Source organism: Vibrio sp. GJ43-1 (genome assembly GCF_055808835.1).
In genome coordinates this window covers 2,651,719-2,667,623 of the sequence record NZ_CM147884.1, presented here as the reverse complement: position 1 = coordinate 2,667,623, position 15,905 = coordinate 2,651,719, and the positions used below count along the sequence as shown (strand labels likewise).

11 protein-coding genes and 3 pseudogenes are annotated in these 15,905 nt (G+C 45.1%); 3 read left to right on the top strand and 11 right to left on the bottom strand.

All coding sequences use genetic code 11. The features are described from left to right. Positions 1-515 precede the first annotated feature (515 nt). Positions 516-3,218: a bifunctional acetaldehyde-CoA/alcohol dehydrogenase gene (gene adhE / locus AC0L66_RS12735; RefSeq protein ID WP_265675260.1), complete on the top strand. Its 2,703-nt coding sequence runs from the start codon at positions 516-518 to the stop codon at positions 3,216-3,218. A gap of 182 nt (positions 3,219-3,400) precedes the next feature. Here the strand turns inward: adhE and AC0L66_RS12730 are convergent, their stop codons facing one another. From AC0L66_RS12730 to sodB, 3 genes are all read right to left on the bottom strand, one after another. After that, positions 3,401-4,018 carry an SDR family oxidoreductase gene (locus AC0L66_RS12730; RefSeq protein WP_473567565.1) on the bottom strand — a complete coding sequence of 206 codons (618 nt, stop codon included), beginning with the start codon at positions 4,016-4,018 and terminating at the stop codon, positions 3,401-3,403. 263 nt (positions 4,019-4,281) lie between these two features. Further along, the gene (locus tag AC0L66_RS12725) at positions 4,282-4,785 is read right to left on the bottom strand and encodes a VC2046/SO_2500 family protein (RefSeq protein WP_265675258.1); all 504 of its coding nucleotides are present in this window, start codon (positions 4,783-4,785) and stop codon (positions 4,282-4,284) included. A gap of 141 nt (positions 4,786-4,926) precedes the next feature. Then, positions 4,927-5,511 (bottom strand): superoxide dismutase [Fe], encoded by a 585-nt coding sequence (gene sodB / locus AC0L66_RS12720; RefSeq protein ID WP_265675257.1) that lies wholly within the window; start codon positions 5,509-5,511, stop codon positions 4,927-4,929. A gap of 313 nt (positions 5,512-5,824) precedes the next feature. Here sodB and AC0L66_RS12715 point away from each other — a divergent pair, with 313 nt between their 5' ends. Further along, positions 5,825-6,160 carry a Grx4 family monothiol glutaredoxin gene (locus tag AC0L66_RS12715; RefSeq protein WP_265675256.1) on the top strand — a complete coding sequence of 112 codons (336 nt, stop codon included), beginning with the start codon at positions 5,825-5,827 and terminating at the stop codon, positions 6,158-6,160. A gap of 138 nt (positions 6,161-6,298) precedes the next feature. Here the strand turns inward: AC0L66_RS12715 and AC0L66_RS12710 are convergent. Both AC0L66_RS12710 and rnt read right to left on the bottom strand, forming a co-directional pair. After that, positions 6,299-7,625: pseudogene (locus tag AC0L66_RS12710) on the bottom strand (Na+/H+ antiporter family protein). A 26-nt stretch (positions 7,626-7,651) separates the two neighbouring features. Next, complete coding sequence (gene rnt, locus AC0L66_RS12705; RefSeq protein ID WP_265675254.1) at positions 7,652-8,302, bottom strand: ribonuclease T; 651 nt, start codon at positions 8,300-8,302, stop codon at positions 7,652-7,654. 342 nt (positions 8,303-8,644) lie between these two features. Here rnt and motY point away from each other — a divergent pair, with 342 nt between their 5' ends. Further along, positions 8,645-9,529 carry a flagellar protein MotY gene (gene motY, locus AC0L66_RS12700; RefSeq protein ID WP_265675253.1) on the top strand — a complete coding sequence of 295 codons (885 nt, stop codon included), beginning with the start codon at positions 8,645-8,647 and terminating at the stop codon, positions 9,527-9,529. 102 nt (positions 9,530-9,631) lie between these two features. On the opposite strand, the gene gloA is transcribed toward motY, so the two are convergent. The 6 genes and pseudogenes from gloA to rsxC all read right to left on the bottom strand — a co-directional run bounded on the left by gloA (position 9,632) and on the right by rsxC (position 15,898). Then, positions 9,632-10,048, bottom strand: coding sequence for a lactoylglutathione lyase (gloA, locus tag AC0L66_RS12695; protein WP_265675252.1), 417 nt, complete (start codon positions 10,046-10,048; stop codon positions 9,632-9,634). Between the two features lie 74 nt (positions 10,049-10,122). Continuing rightward, entirely contained in the window at positions 10,123-10,758 is a 636-nt protein-coding gene (gene nth / locus AC0L66_RS12690) for an endonuclease III (RefSeq protein WP_473567563.1), read from the bottom strand. 145 nt (positions 10,759-10,903) lie between these two features. Next, a complete protein-coding gene (locus AC0L66_RS12685) occupies positions 10,904-11,593 on the bottom strand; it encodes an electron transport complex subunit E (protein WP_250616963.1) in 690 nt (229 codons plus the stop codon). Beyond that, entirely contained in the window at positions 11,590-12,222 is a 633-nt protein-coding gene (gene rsxG / locus AC0L66_RS12680) for an electron transport complex subunit RsxG (protein ID WP_473569255.1), read from the bottom strand. Before rsxG ends, AC0L66_RS12685 begins: the two co-directional genes overlap by 4 nt. Before the next feature lie 5 nt (positions 12,223-12,227). After that, positions 12,228-13,274 (bottom strand): annotated as a pseudogene (gene rsxD / locus AC0L66_RS12675) (electron transport complex subunit RsxD). Further along, a pseudogene (gene rsxC / locus AC0L66_RS12670) lies at positions 13,274-15,898 on the bottom strand (electron transport complex subunit RsxC). Before rsxC ends, rsxD begins: the two co-directional pseudogenes overlap by 1 nt. Between the last annotated feature and the right edge of the window lie 7 nt (positions 15,899-15,905).

The following is a 15,905-nucleotide window of genomic DNA, read 5'->3' as shown; positions in this document are numbered from 1 at the left end:
TCTGCTGCGTATAAGTTATGAATACTTGTGAAGATTTATGTCTATTTTTAGGCTGGTTCAGGATGGAGGTGTTGGAAAAGTGTTAAGGAAAGCTCAAATTTTAATAAAAAATCAATATGTGATGAATGGAGTGCTTGGTGTGTATATACTATCTGTAGCACGGATCGAGTGGTTTACTTGGAAAAATCGTACGAAAATGAAACTTTTTTACATTTTTACGAAGAACTTTTAAAAAAGTTGTCTGATTGCTACTTTTTTAATCGCTCTGTTTTTGTGGTTTATTTTGTTGTAAAACAGGTAGTTACGTCTGGTTATACTTAATGGTTACTACTAAGTAGGTAAATTACTTTTCAGAACTGATCTGAGTCAATTTTTTCACGTCGTGAAATATTATACTCAGCCATGAAAGCAATTTACTAAGTCGAGTTGAGCTAACGATGAGTGATTCATTAGTCAAACCAGCTAACTTACTAAAAAGTTTTTAATTTTATATTTTTATTTTTAGGAGATTCATTATGCCTGTAACTAATTTGGCTGAACTAGATGCGCTAGTAGCACGTGTTGAAGCAGCACAAAAAGAGTTCGCAACTTACTCTCAAGAGAAAGTTGACGCAATCTTTCGCGCAGCATCACTAGCGGCGAACCAAGCGCGTATCCCTCTAGCTCAACAAGCTGTAGCAGAATCTGGCATGGGTATTGTTGAAGACAAAGTAATTAAAAACCACTTTGCTTCTGAGTTTATCTACAACAAATACAAAGATGAAAAGACATGTGGCATTCTTGAAGAGAACGAAGAATTCGGCACAATGACTATCGCTGAACCTGTTGGTATCATCTGTGGTATCGTTCCAACAACGAACCCAACGTCAACGGCTATCTTCAAATCTCTTATCTCTTTGAAGACTCGTAACGGCATCATCTTCTCACCACACCCACGCGCTAAGAACTCAACAAATGATGCGGCTAAGCTAGTACTAGACGCAGCAGTAGCAGCGGGTGCTCCAAAAGACATCATTGGTTGGATTGACCAGCCTTCAGTTGAGCTTTCTAACGCGCTAATGAAGCATGATGGCATCGCACTTATCCTTGCAACTGGTGGTCCAGGCATGGTTAAAGCAGCATACTCTTCTGGTAAACCAGCAATCGGTGTTGGTGCAGGTAACGTTCCTGTTGTTATCGACGAAACGGCTGACATCAAGCGTGCTGTTGCTTCTGTTCTTATGTCTAAGACATTTGATAACGGCGTAGTTTGTGCTTCTGAGCAAGCAGTTATCGTAATGGACGAAGTCTATGACGAAGTGAAAGAGCGTTTTGCTACTCACAAAGCTCACGTACTAAGTAAAACTGATGCGGACAAAGTTCGTAAAGTACTGCTTATCGATGGCAACCTAAACGCGAAGATTGTAGGTCAACCTGCAACGGCGATTGCTGAAATGGCTGGCGTTAGCGTTCCTGCAGATACTAAGATTCTTGTTGGTGAAGGCATTGGCGAAGTATCTTACGATGACGAGTTTGCTCACGAAAAACTGTCTCCAACGCTAGGTATGTTCCGTGCGTCTTCTTTTGAAAACGCAGTAGCACAAGCTGTGACTATGGTAGAAATTGGCGGTATCGGCCACACATCTGGTCTTTACACTAACCAAGACACTAACGCAGACCGTATTCGTTACTTCGGTGACAAGATGAAGACTGCACGTATTCTTGTAAACATCCCAACTACTCACGGTGGTATCGGTGACCTTTACAACTTTAACGTAGCACCTTCTCTTACTCTTGGTTGTGGTTCATGGGGTGGTAACTCTATCTCTGAGAACGTAGGTCCTAAGCACCTTATCAACAAGAAAACTGTAGCGAAGCGAGCTGAAAATATGTTGTGGCACAAACTACCTAAGTCAATCTACTTCCGTCGTGGTAGCCTTCCAATCGCAATGAGCGATCTAGAAGGTAAGAAACGTGCATTCCTAGTCACTGACCGTTTCCTATTCAATAACGGTTACGCAGACGAAATCGTTAAGCTACTTAAAGCTCAAGGCATTGAAGTTCAAACGTTCTTTGATGTAGAAGCGGATCCAACACTATCTGTTGTTGAGAAAGGTGCTGAAGCAATGAAGAGCTTCCAACCTGACGTTATCCTAGCACTAGGTGGCGGTTCTCCAATGGATGCTGCGAAGATCATGTGGGTAATGTACGAGCACCCAGAAACTCACTTCGAAGAACTCGCAATGCGCTTTATGGACATCCGTAAACGTATCTACAAGTTCCCTAAAATGGGTGAAAAAGCTGAACTAGTATGTATCACAACAACGTCTGGTACAGGTTCTGAAGTAACGCCATTTGCCGTTGTTACTGACGACAAAACAGGGGCTAAGTACCCACTAGCGGATTACGAGCTAACGCCAAACATGGCTATCGTTGATGCGAACCTAGTGATGAACATGCCTAAGTCTCTAACAGCATTTGGTGGTTACGATGCAGTGACTCACGCTCTAGAAGCTTACGTGTCTGTTCTAGCGAACGAATACTCAGATGGTCAAGCTCTTCAAGCACTTAAGATGCTTAAGGAATACCTACCATCAAGCTACGCAAACGGTGCAGCTGACCCAATCGCTCGTGAGAAAGTACATAACGCGGCAACTATCGCTGGTATTGCGTTTGCGAACGCTTTCCTAGGTGTATGTCACTCTATGGCTCACAAAGTGGGTGCAGAGTTCCACGTACCGCACGGTTTAGCTAACGCACTGCTTATCTCTAACGTTGTACGTTACAACGCGAACGATAACCCAACTAAGCAAACGGCATTCTCTCAGTACGCTAGCCCACAAGCTCGTCGTCGTTACGCTGAAGTGGCAGACCACCTAGGTCTAAGCCAAGTTGGTGACCGTACTGCTCAGAAGATTGAACGTCTACTAGCATGGTTGGAAGAACTGAAAATTGCTCTAGATATCCCGCTATCTATTCAAGCTGCTGGTGTACCAGAAGCAGATTTCCTAGCGAAACTAGACCAACTATCTGTTGAAGCGTTCGATGACCAATGTACAGGTGCTAACCCACGTTACCCACTAATCAGTGAGTTGAAAGAAGTACTAACGGCTTCTTACTACGGTAAAGCATTTGTTGAAGGCGAAACCTTCGAAGGTACGACTGTTATTAAAAAAACAGAAGACCAAGTGGCGGCTAAACCTGTAGCAAAAGCAAAGAAACAAAAAGCTGAAGCTTAATTTCGAACGTAGTTTTCGCTAGCACGGATACTGCATCAAAATAAGCAACATCGGGAAAAGATAAAGGCCCCTCTTCGTAAGAAGAGGGGCCTTTTTTTATTGGTTGGAAGGGGCTTCGATATTGTTGCGGCGCACCTTTTCGGTGCTGATTAAGCTTTGGCGTGATAAGGCTTTAATGGTGGCTAAGCCTCGGTGCTGACGACTCTCCCGCTGAAGTAATCGTTGGTGACGATGTACTCGGTGGTGCGGGTGAGCTCATCTTGTATTTCTGCCCAATGCCCAGAAATATTAAAGTTATGGCTTTTCATGGGAATGACGCCACCCACGCGTACATTATGAGGTTCGAGTTCTTTCGCCCAACTCTTAGTAAACCCAGAAACCATTGACATAGTGTTGTCTAAATCGCTTAGGTTCTGATTAGGTTCTTGGGCGACGACATTCACAATCACACCGGACTGTCCTTGAGACATTCTTTCTGCGGCGACTTGTCCAAACATAAATAAACTGGATGCGAGTAATGAGAATTGAGTAATGAACTGTCGCCCAGAAATAGTATCAGTTAAAGACTGTCTTGGTAGTGAAAGCCAATGATTGACGAGTACGTCAGGTACCTTTCCTGACTTCTGTTCAACAGCATTAAATAGCTGCTCGATATTAGGCATTGAAATGTCACTAATTAAGACTTTTTCGACTTGATGTGTCATATCTTTGCAGCGGACATAGGTACTGTGCAGCTTGGAAGCATCGGTGTCACACAGAAAGACATGGGCTCCCAAACGAGAAAAATGAATCGCTAGCATCGCACCTAATGTGAGTACCAAGCAGAGGTAATCAGTACTACCGAGTCTTTAATGATCATAGAATCTCCGAAAATTGGTTTCGGTTAGCCCAAATTGGCGAGGTCAGTGATTTAATAACTTGGTATATAAACTGTGCGTGAGTTGTGAATATCGTCAAGGTTTTGTATATGCGTACGGTTTAATTTGGTTAAATTTGCAGCAAATCACATTGCGTAGTGTACTAATGTTGAGTGTTGCAGTAGTTATCCATATTTTTTAAAGGGTTATAAGCGAACGGAGATTTGATCTTTGCGGTAGGCGGTGGATAGTGTGTTGTACAGCACATCAACTTGTTGCTGATGAGGAGCGCCATGGGTAAGTTGTCTGCGCGTGTGCCCGGACAGGTTTTGGTATACCTCTTCGGTTAAGCCTTGTGTATGCGTTGGTTGGAAGCTTAGTGGTTCAGGGGAACTATAATGGCGCAGTTTGGCGCTGGCGAGACCACCTTGATGAAATTGATGAGCAATGGCAGCCGAGTTATCATAGTCGTCCAGGCTTCCGGATAGCTTTTGTGCGGTAGGGACATCAAATCTTTTCTTTAGTACCGCTTCATCGGTAATGGCAGAGTCAACATCTTCGATCACGGATGTTTCTCGGGAGTCATTGCTGAGCATAGAAAGCAGCAAAGCAAAATCGGCACGTCGACCTTGTACAACAGCACGACTAAGTGATGTTCCACATTGTAATTCGTTGATTAAGTGTGCTTGGTCTAACGTATGAATTTGCATAGTATCCTCGATGGTCAATAGAGTTATCGGCGAGTCGAGGGGGCACTTTAGTATTTTATTATCTAAGTTAATGTTTTCTTACTTAAAGACACAAAAAAGCCTGCGAAAGCAGGCTTAATATCATTAGTTGGAAATACTCGCTTATTGAGCTAGGTTTTTCTCAACGAATGACCAGTTAACAAGTGCCCAGAAACCGTTCATGTAGTCAGGACGAACATTGCGGTAGTCGATGTAGTAAGCGTGTTCCCACAAATCAACCGTCAATAGTGGTGTCACGCCGTCTTCAGTTAGCGGAGTAGCAGCATTTGACGTGTTTACGATGTCTAGCGTGCCATCTGCTTTTTTCACCAACCATGTCCATGAAGAACCAAAGTTGTTGATCGCAGAATCTGTGAACTTAGCTTTGAACTCTTCAAAAGAACCGAATGCAGCGTTGATTGCGTCTGCAACCGCACCAGTTGGTTCACCACCTGCGTTTGGAGCAAGACAGTGCCAGTAGAATGTGTGGTTCCAGATCTGTGCAGCGTTGTTGAAGATACCGCCAGTAGAGGTCTTAACCACTTCTTCTAGTGTTTTGCCTTCAAACTCAGTACCAGGAACAAGGCCATTAAGCTTAACAACATATGTGTTGTGGTGTTTACCGTGGTGGAAATCCAGAGTCTCTGCTGAGATATGTGGTTCTAGTGCGTCTTTCGCGTACGGAAGTGCTGGTAATTCAAATGCCATTGCTCGCTTCTCCATTGAGTGTAGTAAGGGGCTAACCCTATGATTGCTTCCAATTTATTTTATATATGAGTCAAGGTATTGACTGACTGATTGTTATTTTAGCAAGTTTTTACTTTATTAAAAGAGTTATGTCTGATTTTCTTGCATTGTGACCGGGGTCAATAGGCTCGAAATCCTCTTTTAACGCCAAAATTTGCGGCACAAGCTTAACAATTGTGAACGCCATTATAACCTTATAATTATTGTGCTTTTTATTCTGCGCCGATTCGCTAGAATGTGAACACATCCGCAGTACTAGTATTTCGAGGAAGCAATGGAAACTATCGATAAAATCAAACAGCAAATTGAAGAAAACACGATCCTTCTTTACATGAAAGGTTCACCAAAACTACCAAGCTGTGGTTTTTCTTCACAGGCAGCACAAGCTCTAATGGGTTGTGGTGAGAAGTTTGCTTATGTTGATATTCTGCAAAACCCAGATATCCGCGCAGAATTGCCGAGTTACGCGCAATGGCCAACATTCCCACAATTATGGGTTGAAGGTGAGTTAGTTGGTGGTTGTGACATCATCATGGAAATGTTCCAGAAGGGCGAGCTTCAACCTTTAATTAAAGAAGCTGCCGCGCGCAACGCTGGTGATTCAGAGTAATCTATAGTTTGTCTTAGACTTAATATGTTTAAGGTAAATAGTAAAAAGGCTTGGTCATTGACCAAGCCTTTTTTATTGCATTATGTGCGGATAGACAATGGTGTGCCCATGTCTAGATTGCACACACGCTCATTGCATTTAGAGCACCATTGCCGCAATCCATCCAAAGATGATGAGTGGAATGTTGTAGTGAATAAAGGTAGGAACAACCGTTTCCCAAATATGTTCGTGTTGGCCATCAGCATTTAGACCCGATGTTGGACCTAAGGTTGAGTCCGATGCTGGCGAGCCTGCATCACCTAGTGCGGCAGCTGTACCGACCAGCGCTACTGTTGCCATTGGTGAGAAACCAAATGCTAACGCCAGCGGAACATAAATCGTTGCGAGGATTGGAATGGTTGAGAATGAAGAACCAATGCCCATTGTGACGAGTAGTCCAACAATTAGCATAAGTAGCGCCGCGAGTGGCTTGTTATCGCCAATGCTCGTTGATAGCGCTTCTACTAGAGACTCAACACCACTAGGTTTGCTTCATGACCGCGGCGAAGCCTGCAGCGGCAATCATAATAAAGCCGATCATTGCCATCATGTGCACGCCTTTTGTAAACACATCTTGTGTTTCCTTCCAAGCAATTACACCACCAAAAGTGAACACCATGAAGCCAGCAAGCGCACCAATAATCATTGATCCTGACGTGAGCTGTACCGCGAGTGCCATGACAATACCAATCAAGGCAACATAGATGTTTTTCTTGTTGATATGTGTAGGTTCTGGATCCACATGAGTAAGCTCGGTTTCTTGATATTGGCGAGGCTTACGGTAGCTAAAGAACACCGCGGCAAGCAAACCAGTAATCATCCCGATAGCAGGAAGAACCATCGCCATCGGCACTTGGGCAGCGGTGATTGATTCAAGCCCATTGTCATGCAAGTTTTTCAAAAGAATATTGTTTAAGAAGATCCCACCAAATCCAACAGGAAGGATCATGTATGGCGTGACCAATCCAAAAGTCAGTACACAAGCAATAAGGCGTCGGTCAAGTTTCATTTTAGCAAACACGCCCAACAAAGGTGGAATCAAAATTGGAATGAAGGCGATATGCACAGGAACGATATTTTGCGACGATACGGTTACTAAAATAAGGGCTATTAGCACCACATATTTTAAACCAGTAGCGGAAGCCGCATTTTCTTTACCATGGATTCTTTTAATGACGCTTTGTGCTAATAGATCAGTTACGCCTGATTTTGAGATGGCAACCGCAAAGGTCCCAAGCATAGCGTAGCTAAGTGCGATGGTGGCACCGCCACCCAAACCGCCTTCAAAGGCACTGACCGCATCGGTGAGTGACATACCAGAAACGACACCGCCAACAATGGCACTAAATGTCAACGCAACGACAACGTTGACGCGCATTAGTGCTAGCAGCAGCATGATGCAAACGGAAATAACAACAGGATTCATATTAAACTCTAAAAGTTGTGTTTGTATTATTGTTTATCATCGTCAATAAGCGGCCAGCCACCTAGTGCTTTCCACTTGTTAACGATTCGGCAAAATAGCTCAGCGGTTTTCTGAGTATCGTAGAGTGCCGAGTGGGCTTCTTTATTATCAAATTCCATCCCTGCTGTTTTGCAAGCTTTCGCCAAAACGGTTTGACCGAAAGCAAGACCACTTAAGGTAGCGGTATCAAACGTTGCAAAAGGGTGAAAAGGGACACGTTTTAATTTTGAACGTTCATTCGCGGCACTGACAAAACTATGATCGAAGTTAGCATTATGCGCGACCATGATGGCGCGGCTACAATCATGCAGCTTCTGTTCTTTACGAATGACTTTGTAGATTTCTTTTAGCGCTTCTTGCTCGGAAACCGCACCACGAAGTGGACTAAAAGGGTCACGAATACCTATAAACTCTAACGCTTCTTTTTCAAGGTTGGCGCCTTCGAATGGTTCAATGTGGTAGTGTAAAACACTCGCAGGGATAAGATCCCCGGCATCGTCCATTTTTAATGTGATGGCACAGATCTCGAGTAAAGCATCGGTCTTGGCGTTAAATCCAGCCGTCTCTACATCGACAACTACAGGAAAATAGCCACGGAATCGCTTTTTTAAGGTGAGAGCTTCGTTTTCTACAGTCATTTTAGATTTATCAATGGTGACGAAGGTTGCATTATTGCAGATTATTCGCCTATAACATACCTGCTACTGCATTTAATTTAGCCAATATTAGTCGCTATTTATTGAATCTATTCGACAACAGTAATGCTAATGCCCATTATGTGTATTTAATTGATGCTAATGTGCGCATATCAATACTGTAAAAATATGCAAGTAGTGCGTAATTTAATCAGCACTTGCCACTTAAGCGCGGCATCAGTGAAACTGGCTAGATTTTTGCAATGTAAAACAGAGTTAGAATTAATATACAGCATAGCGGCAATCCCGTGCCGCTATGCTGTAAAAGTCGAGTTATTTATCTTTATGAAATTAAAAGCCTTATTCACCTTGCCATTGTTATCTTGCGTACTGGCGCCTCAGGTTGAAGCGGCAATTGAAAAGCGCTATGTGGCCACGCCGACTCAATCTCAATGGGAAATGGTGATGAACACGCCTCTGGAATGTCAGTTGGTGCACCCGATCCCGAATTTTGGAGATGCACAGTTTACCGCTAAAGCAGGTAAGAAAATGAATCTCGACTTTGAACTAAAAATGTTACGTTCAATGGGAGAAACTCGAAATGTCAGCTTGGTTTCTATGCCACCACCATGGCGTCCAGGTGATAGTGCTGACCGTATTTCTAATTTGCAGTTTTTCCGACAATTTAACGGCTATGTGGGTGGACAAGCGGCATGGAGCTTACTCAGTGAACTAGAGAAAGGGCGTTATCCCACGTTCAGTTATCAAGATTGGCAGAGTCGTGATGAGCGTATCGAAGTGTCACTGTCCTCTGTGTTGTTTCAAGCCAAGTACAATGTCTTTAGTGACTGTATCGCCAACCTATTGCCATATAGTTTTGAAGATATCTCGTTTACGATTCTCCATTATGATGCCAATAGTGAACAGCTAAACAAAACATCTCAACATCGCTTGCAACAAATAGCCGAATACGTTCGCTACAATCAAAATATCGATTTGGTTTTAGTGTCTACTTATACAGATGCATCAGAAACAAAGAGTGAGAGTCAGCGATTGTCGGAGAAGCGAGCCACAATACTGCAAGATTACTTCCAATCACTTGGTTTGCCAAAGGATCGAATTCAGGTTCAAGGTTATGGAAAGCGCCGCCCAATTGCAGATAATGCGTCACCAATTGGTAAAGCAAAAAACCAGCGAGTCGTCATTTCTTTTGGTCGAACGGAGGTTTAACCGTCGCCCTCCATTGTCCGATACAGGGTGTGCAGGTGATAGGATATAAATAAGGCGCACTGAGAAGTACGCCTTGATTATCGCTTAGGATTGGTAAGTGAGTTAGCCTTCTAAGCCAGCACTTGCCTGCTTGTTTTGAATCAGTTCAATCATGTAGCCATCAGGATCTTTCACAAACGCGATCTGAGTTGTGCCACCTTTGACAGGGCCCGGCTCACGAGTCACATTGCCGCCTGCTGCTTTAATTGCATCACACGTAGAGTAGATATCATCAACACCAATGGCAATGTGTCCATAAGCAGAGCCTAGTTCGTACTCAGTCACACCCCAGTTATAGGTGAGCTCAATAACGGAACCTTCAGACTCATCACCAAAACCTAAAAATGCGAGTGTGTATTTATACTCGGTATTTTCATTTTTACGTAGTAAGTTCATTCCAATCACATCGCTATAGAAAGAAATCGATTTATCCAGATCTCCTACGCGTAGCATAGTATGTAAAATACGACCGTTTGACATGCATTGCTCCTTAATTGTCTTTGTATAGCCACTACTTGTTTATGTAAACACGATGGTTTGTCGCATCGTTTGGTCTATACGTCGGTTTTGTCTTTAAATTCGCATAAATCTTCGATGATGCAGCTGCCACAGCGTGGCTTTCGAGCTACACAGGTATAGCGACCGTGTAGAATTAACCAGTGGTGAACATCTAGTTTGAATTCTTTCGGTACGACTTTTAATAGTTTGGTCTCGACGTCATCAACGGTTTTACCCATTGCCAACTTAGTGCGATTTGAAACGCGGTAAATATGAGTATCAACGGCGATAGTAGGCCAGCCAAAAGCGGTGTTGAGTACCACGTTTGCGGTTTTACGTCCCACGCCCGGTAGAGCCTCTAAGGCCTCTCGATTCTCAGGAACCACACTGCCATGCTGCTCAATCAATATGCGGCAGGTTTTAATGACGTTTTCTGCTTTTGAATTAAATAAGCCAATCGTCTTTATGTACTCTTTTACTCCGTCGACACCTAAAGCCAATATCGTTTCTGGTGTGTTAGCGATAGGGTAGAGCTTGTCAGTCGCCTTATTTACACTGACGTCGGTGGCTTGCGCTGACAACAGTACTGCGATCAGTAATTCAAAAGGGCTACTCCAGTTGAGCTCTGTTTCAGGTTTAGGGTTATTCTCACGAAGCCTTTCTAGGATTTCTCTTCTTTTTATATTGTTCATGACTTGCTAACTTTTTCTTCCGGTGAATAAACGCTCTGTACTATATATTTGAATCATACATATATTTTGAATCATACATATACGCTGAATTATATCCATAGTCTTTACAATAATGCCCCAAAAATTGGGGCATTATTAAGCGCGATTAGTTGGTGACTCTTGCTCGTTCAATCGTTGGCTTTTCTTGTGTCGGTTGACGCATTGCTATTTTACGATCGATGACGTTTTTAAGGGCAATAAGAAAACCCACGCCGATGAACGCTCCTGGTGGCAGCAGGGCGAGCAAGAATTGGCTATCGAATTGGAATAATTGAATTCTAAGTGCTAACGCCCAGTCACCCAGAAGTAAGTCTGCACCATCAAACAAGGTACCGTTACCTATGATTTCGCGCATTGCGCCTAAAACAACCAGAACCGCAGTCATGCCGAGCCCCATCCATAGCCCGTCAAGTGCGGCTGGCAGAACTTCATTTTTCGAAGCAAAAGCTTCGGCGCGTCCAATGATGATGCAGTTGGTCACGATCAGCGGGATGAAGATGCCAAGTGACAAGTACAATCCATACGCGTAGGCATTCATGAGTAGCTGTACACAGGTTACGAGCGCCGCAATAATCATGACAAAAACCGGGATTCTGACTTCTTTTGGCACATAATCGCGTATGAGCGAGACCGTGACGTTAGAGCCGACTAATACCGCAAGAGTAGCAAGCCCTAAACCAAGCGCATTGGTTATGGTCGAAGAGACCGCTAATAGGGGGCATAAGCCTAACAGCTGAACTAACGCTGGGTTGTTATCCCATAAGCCGTTTTTAGCGAGTTGTTTTGATGTACTCATGATTCATCTCCACAGTTTAGTGGCTGTGTTAATAGACGAGCTTGGTTGGCATTGACAAAACTCACTGTGTTTTTAATCGCTTTGACCACAGCTCGTGGCGTAATCGTCGCTCCAGTGAAGGAGTCAAATTGTCCGCCATCTTTACGTACTGCCCACTCGGACTCATTGTCTTGGGTGACTTGCTTTCCAGCGAAGCCCAATATCCAGTTGGTGATCCTTAAGTCGATCTTATCACCAAGTCCAGGAGTTTCTTGATGTGCCAACACGCGGGACCCTAAGATTACCCCATTTGTATCAATACCAACAATAATACGAATGGCGCCATTGTATCCATCTGGTGCGACGCTTTCGATTGCCATTGCAGTAGGGACGCCCGCTTTGGTTGCGATATAAAGTGGCTGCATAGCGTCACTGCCAAGTAAGGGATCCCGTACTAGCGTACAAGAAGCATAAAGCTCGTTATCATGCAGGTCATGTGGAATAACTTCATTTAACGTTGCCTGCAATTGCGCTCGTTCTTGCGCTAAAATTTGGTCTTTTGTGAGATACTGAGTCAACGCGACCACACATCTAGAGGCACAAGCGAAGATTGCCAGTGTTAGCCCATTTTTACGAATCGAATTTAACATAGTCATTAATGTCCGTAAGTTCTAGGTTTGGTGTAGTAATCAATAAGCGGCACGCACATGTTGGCAAGCAGTACCGCGAAAGCGACGCCATCTGGAAAACCACCCCAGGTACGTATAACAAACACCATCGCACCAATAAACGCGCCGAATATCAATCTTCCCTTGACCGTTGTTGATGCTGAAACAGGATCCGTGGCAATGAAAAACGCCCCTAGCATTGTGGCACCGGATAATAGGTGCATTAATGGTGAAGCCGACTCGCCAGGGAAGACCAGAGCAAACAAACCACTGATTATTACCAACGCACTGAGAAAGGCGACTGGGATATGCCATTGGATAATACGTAGCTTAAGCAGTACCAGTCCGCCAGCCAAATACGCCAGATTTACCCACTCCCAACCGATACCCGCTAAACCCGAAAAGATCGGTTGCTGAAAAATTTCCGTCGCAGTGTAGCTGTTTTTAAATCCAGTTTTTAGCGCATCCAGTGGTGTAGCCATCGTAATGCCATCAATACCGGCTTCTAATTTGCTGTAATGAGTAGCCATCTACGTCAAAGCCAGAAAGATCAGCGAAAACGTATCTTGGAACGTGATTGACTCACCGCTTAGAGAGAGTGGAGTAATCCAGCTGGTCATTTCTACAGGGAATGAAATAAGGAGCACGACATAGGCGACCATCGCGGGGTTAAATGGGTTTTGCCCTAATCCACCGTAAAGATGTTTCGCGATGATAATCGCAAAAATCAAACCAATAGTGACTACCCACCATGGCGACATGGGGGGGATTGCTATCGCTAATAACCACGCCGTGACCAGCGCACTATAATCGTTAAGCGCGCGCTTTGGAGAACGCTTACGAAGTAGCATCACCAATGCTTCAAGTGTTAAGCCTATGATAAGGGCTAAACACAATTGGATAATAGTGCCCCAGCCAAAGAAGTAGCTTTGAGTGAGTAAGCCAGGTAGTGCACACAGTGCCACGCCTTTCATGAGATCAGGGGTGCGCTTGCGATTGTGTGCATGTGGAGAGCTAGCAATAAAGAACGCCACTAGTTGTTCTCCTTGTCTTGTTGTTCATTTTTAATCTTACGTGCCTTTGCACGAGCAATTGCTGCAGCAACAGCGGCTTTTTTCGGGTCATTACTGACCGATTCTACGTCGTCCGGATTCAGGCTGAGTTTCGCTTGGCGCGGCAGGCTGCGTAGGCTTATCTGCTTGCTGCGCTTTGCGTGCTTTTGCACGAGCAACGGCTGCAGCAACAGCGGCTTTTTTCGGGTCATGACTGACCGATTCTGCGTGGTCCGATTCAGGCTGAGTTTCGCTTGGCGCGGCAGGCTGCGTAGGCTTATCTGCTTGCTGCGCTTTACGTGCCTTTGCACGAGCAACGGCTGCGGCAACAGCGGCTTTTTTCGGGTCATGACTGACCGATTCTTCGTTGTCCGATTCAGGCTGAGTTTCGCTTGGCGCGGCAGGCTGCGTAGGCTTATCTGCTTGCTGCGCTTTGCGTGCTTTTGCACGAGCAACGGCTGCAGCAACCGCGGCTTTTTTCGGGTCATGACTGACCGATTCTGCGTGATCCGATTCAGGCTGAGTTTCGCTTGGCGCGGCAGGTTGCGTAGGCTTATCTGCTTGCTGCGCTTTGCGTGCTTTTGCTCGGGCAATTGCCGCAGCAACGGCCGCTTTTTTCGGGTCATGACTGACCGATTCTTCGTTGTCCGATTCAGGCTGAGTTTCGCTTGGCGCGGCAGGCGGCGTAGGCTTATCTGCTTGCTGCGCTTTGCGTGCTTTTGCACGAGCAATTGCCGCAGAGACTGCGGCTTTTTTCGGGTCTGAGTCTATGGTTTGTTCTGGTTGTGATAGTTTTATTTCTGCTTCAGATGCTTGTTGTGCCTTGCGGGCTTTTGCACGAGCAATAGCGTCGGCAACCGCTGATTTTTTATCATCAGATTGAGCGGCATTATCTACAGCAGATTGGCTTGCTTTTCGTTCTCGAGCGAGGCGTTTACGCTCTTCCCTTAACTTCGCCATCTCACTGTTATCCGGCTCTGCGGCATCGGAGGATTTCGCCGCTGCTTGCTTGGCTTTAGCGCGAGCAATGGCCGCTGCCACGGCTGGTTTTACCTCGTCATCTTTAGGTTGAGCTTTTTGTGCTTTAACTCTGGCAATGGCTGCGGCAACCGCGTCATCGCCGCTCGAGGTCGCCATTTGTTTACGACGATCGTCGGCGGCTTTCTTAAAGCGATCTTCTCGCTCAGCTTTATCTCGCTCTAAGCGAGCTTTTCGCTCCTCAAAACGCACTCTTGCACGCTCTGCTGCTTCGGCTTCTTTTGTCCTAGTCCGGATCTCAGCTTTTGCTTGGCGATAGTACTGAACCAGTGGGATTTCGCTTGGGCAAACAAAGGCGCAGGCTCCGCACTCTATACAGTCTTCTGAGGTTTAGTTCTTCACATTTATCGAATTCTTGTGATTTTGCGTACCATTGCAGCTGTTGCGGTAACAGCGAGGCCGGGCAAGCTTCGGCACATTGGCTGCAACGTATGCACGCCATTTCATCTTGGCGTGGGTCAATCTCACGGGAGGTTGGTGCCAAGATACAGTTTGATGTTTTAGTTATTGGCACATTTGCGTGCGGTAGAGTGAATCCCATCATAGGACCACCCATAATCAAGCGTGGTGCTTTTTATCGGCTTTATAACCAAACTCGTCAAGCAGAGATTGCACGGGCGTGCCGATTCTCACCCAAACATTTTGCGGCTGTTTAAAGGCTTTTCCGGTCAGAGTGACTACTCGTTCTAAAAGCGGTTCTGCATTGCAGATAGCACGCTTAATCGCATACGCGGAGCCAATGTTTTGCACCAAAAGACCAATGTCTGCTGGTATACCACCCACAGGAACTTCGAGGTTGGTCAGTATCTTAATTAATTGTTTTTCGCCACCGGACGGGTATTTTGTTGGGATCACGCGAATGACGATATCATCATTTTTGGCCGCAATTTCTAGTGCTTTAATCGCATCTGGCTTGTTATCCTCAATGCCAATGACGGTCAGTTTTGGCTTTAAAATATGTTTGAGGATTCGGATGCCTTCAATCATCATCCTCAGCACAGTCCTGCATGAGTCGGTCATCGGCGGTGATGTAAGGTTCACATTCAGCGGCGTTTAAGATCAGGATGTCTGTTCTTTGTAAACCGGATTGAATTTTTCTTTGCCGTGGGAAAGCCCGCTCCGCCCATACCAGAGATGCCAGCTTGGCGCAGCGCTTCGATAAGTTGCTCTGGTTGCGATAAGTGATAGTCGCTTGAAGGCTCACGCTCGATCCATTGATCTTGACCGTCGGGTTGAATGACGATGCATAAATCAGTCAGTCCAGAAGGGTGGGCGACCGTTCTTGGCTCAATCGCGACCACTTTACCAGATGTTGGTGCGTGTACGGGCAGCATAAACGCTGCGTTCACTTCGGTCAGTGGCTGACCTTTTAATATCTGGCTACCCACCTCAACGAGTAAGTCGCCGGGCTTACCGATGTGTTGCTTAATAGGAATAATCAATTCAACAGGAATTGACGCTCTAGAGATCGCTTGCTTGTTGGATTGTTTTTTATTTTCAGCTGGATGGACTCCACCTGGGAAATCCCATAATGAGCCAGATTGAATTTGTTCAATTAGTGACAACATACCCTAC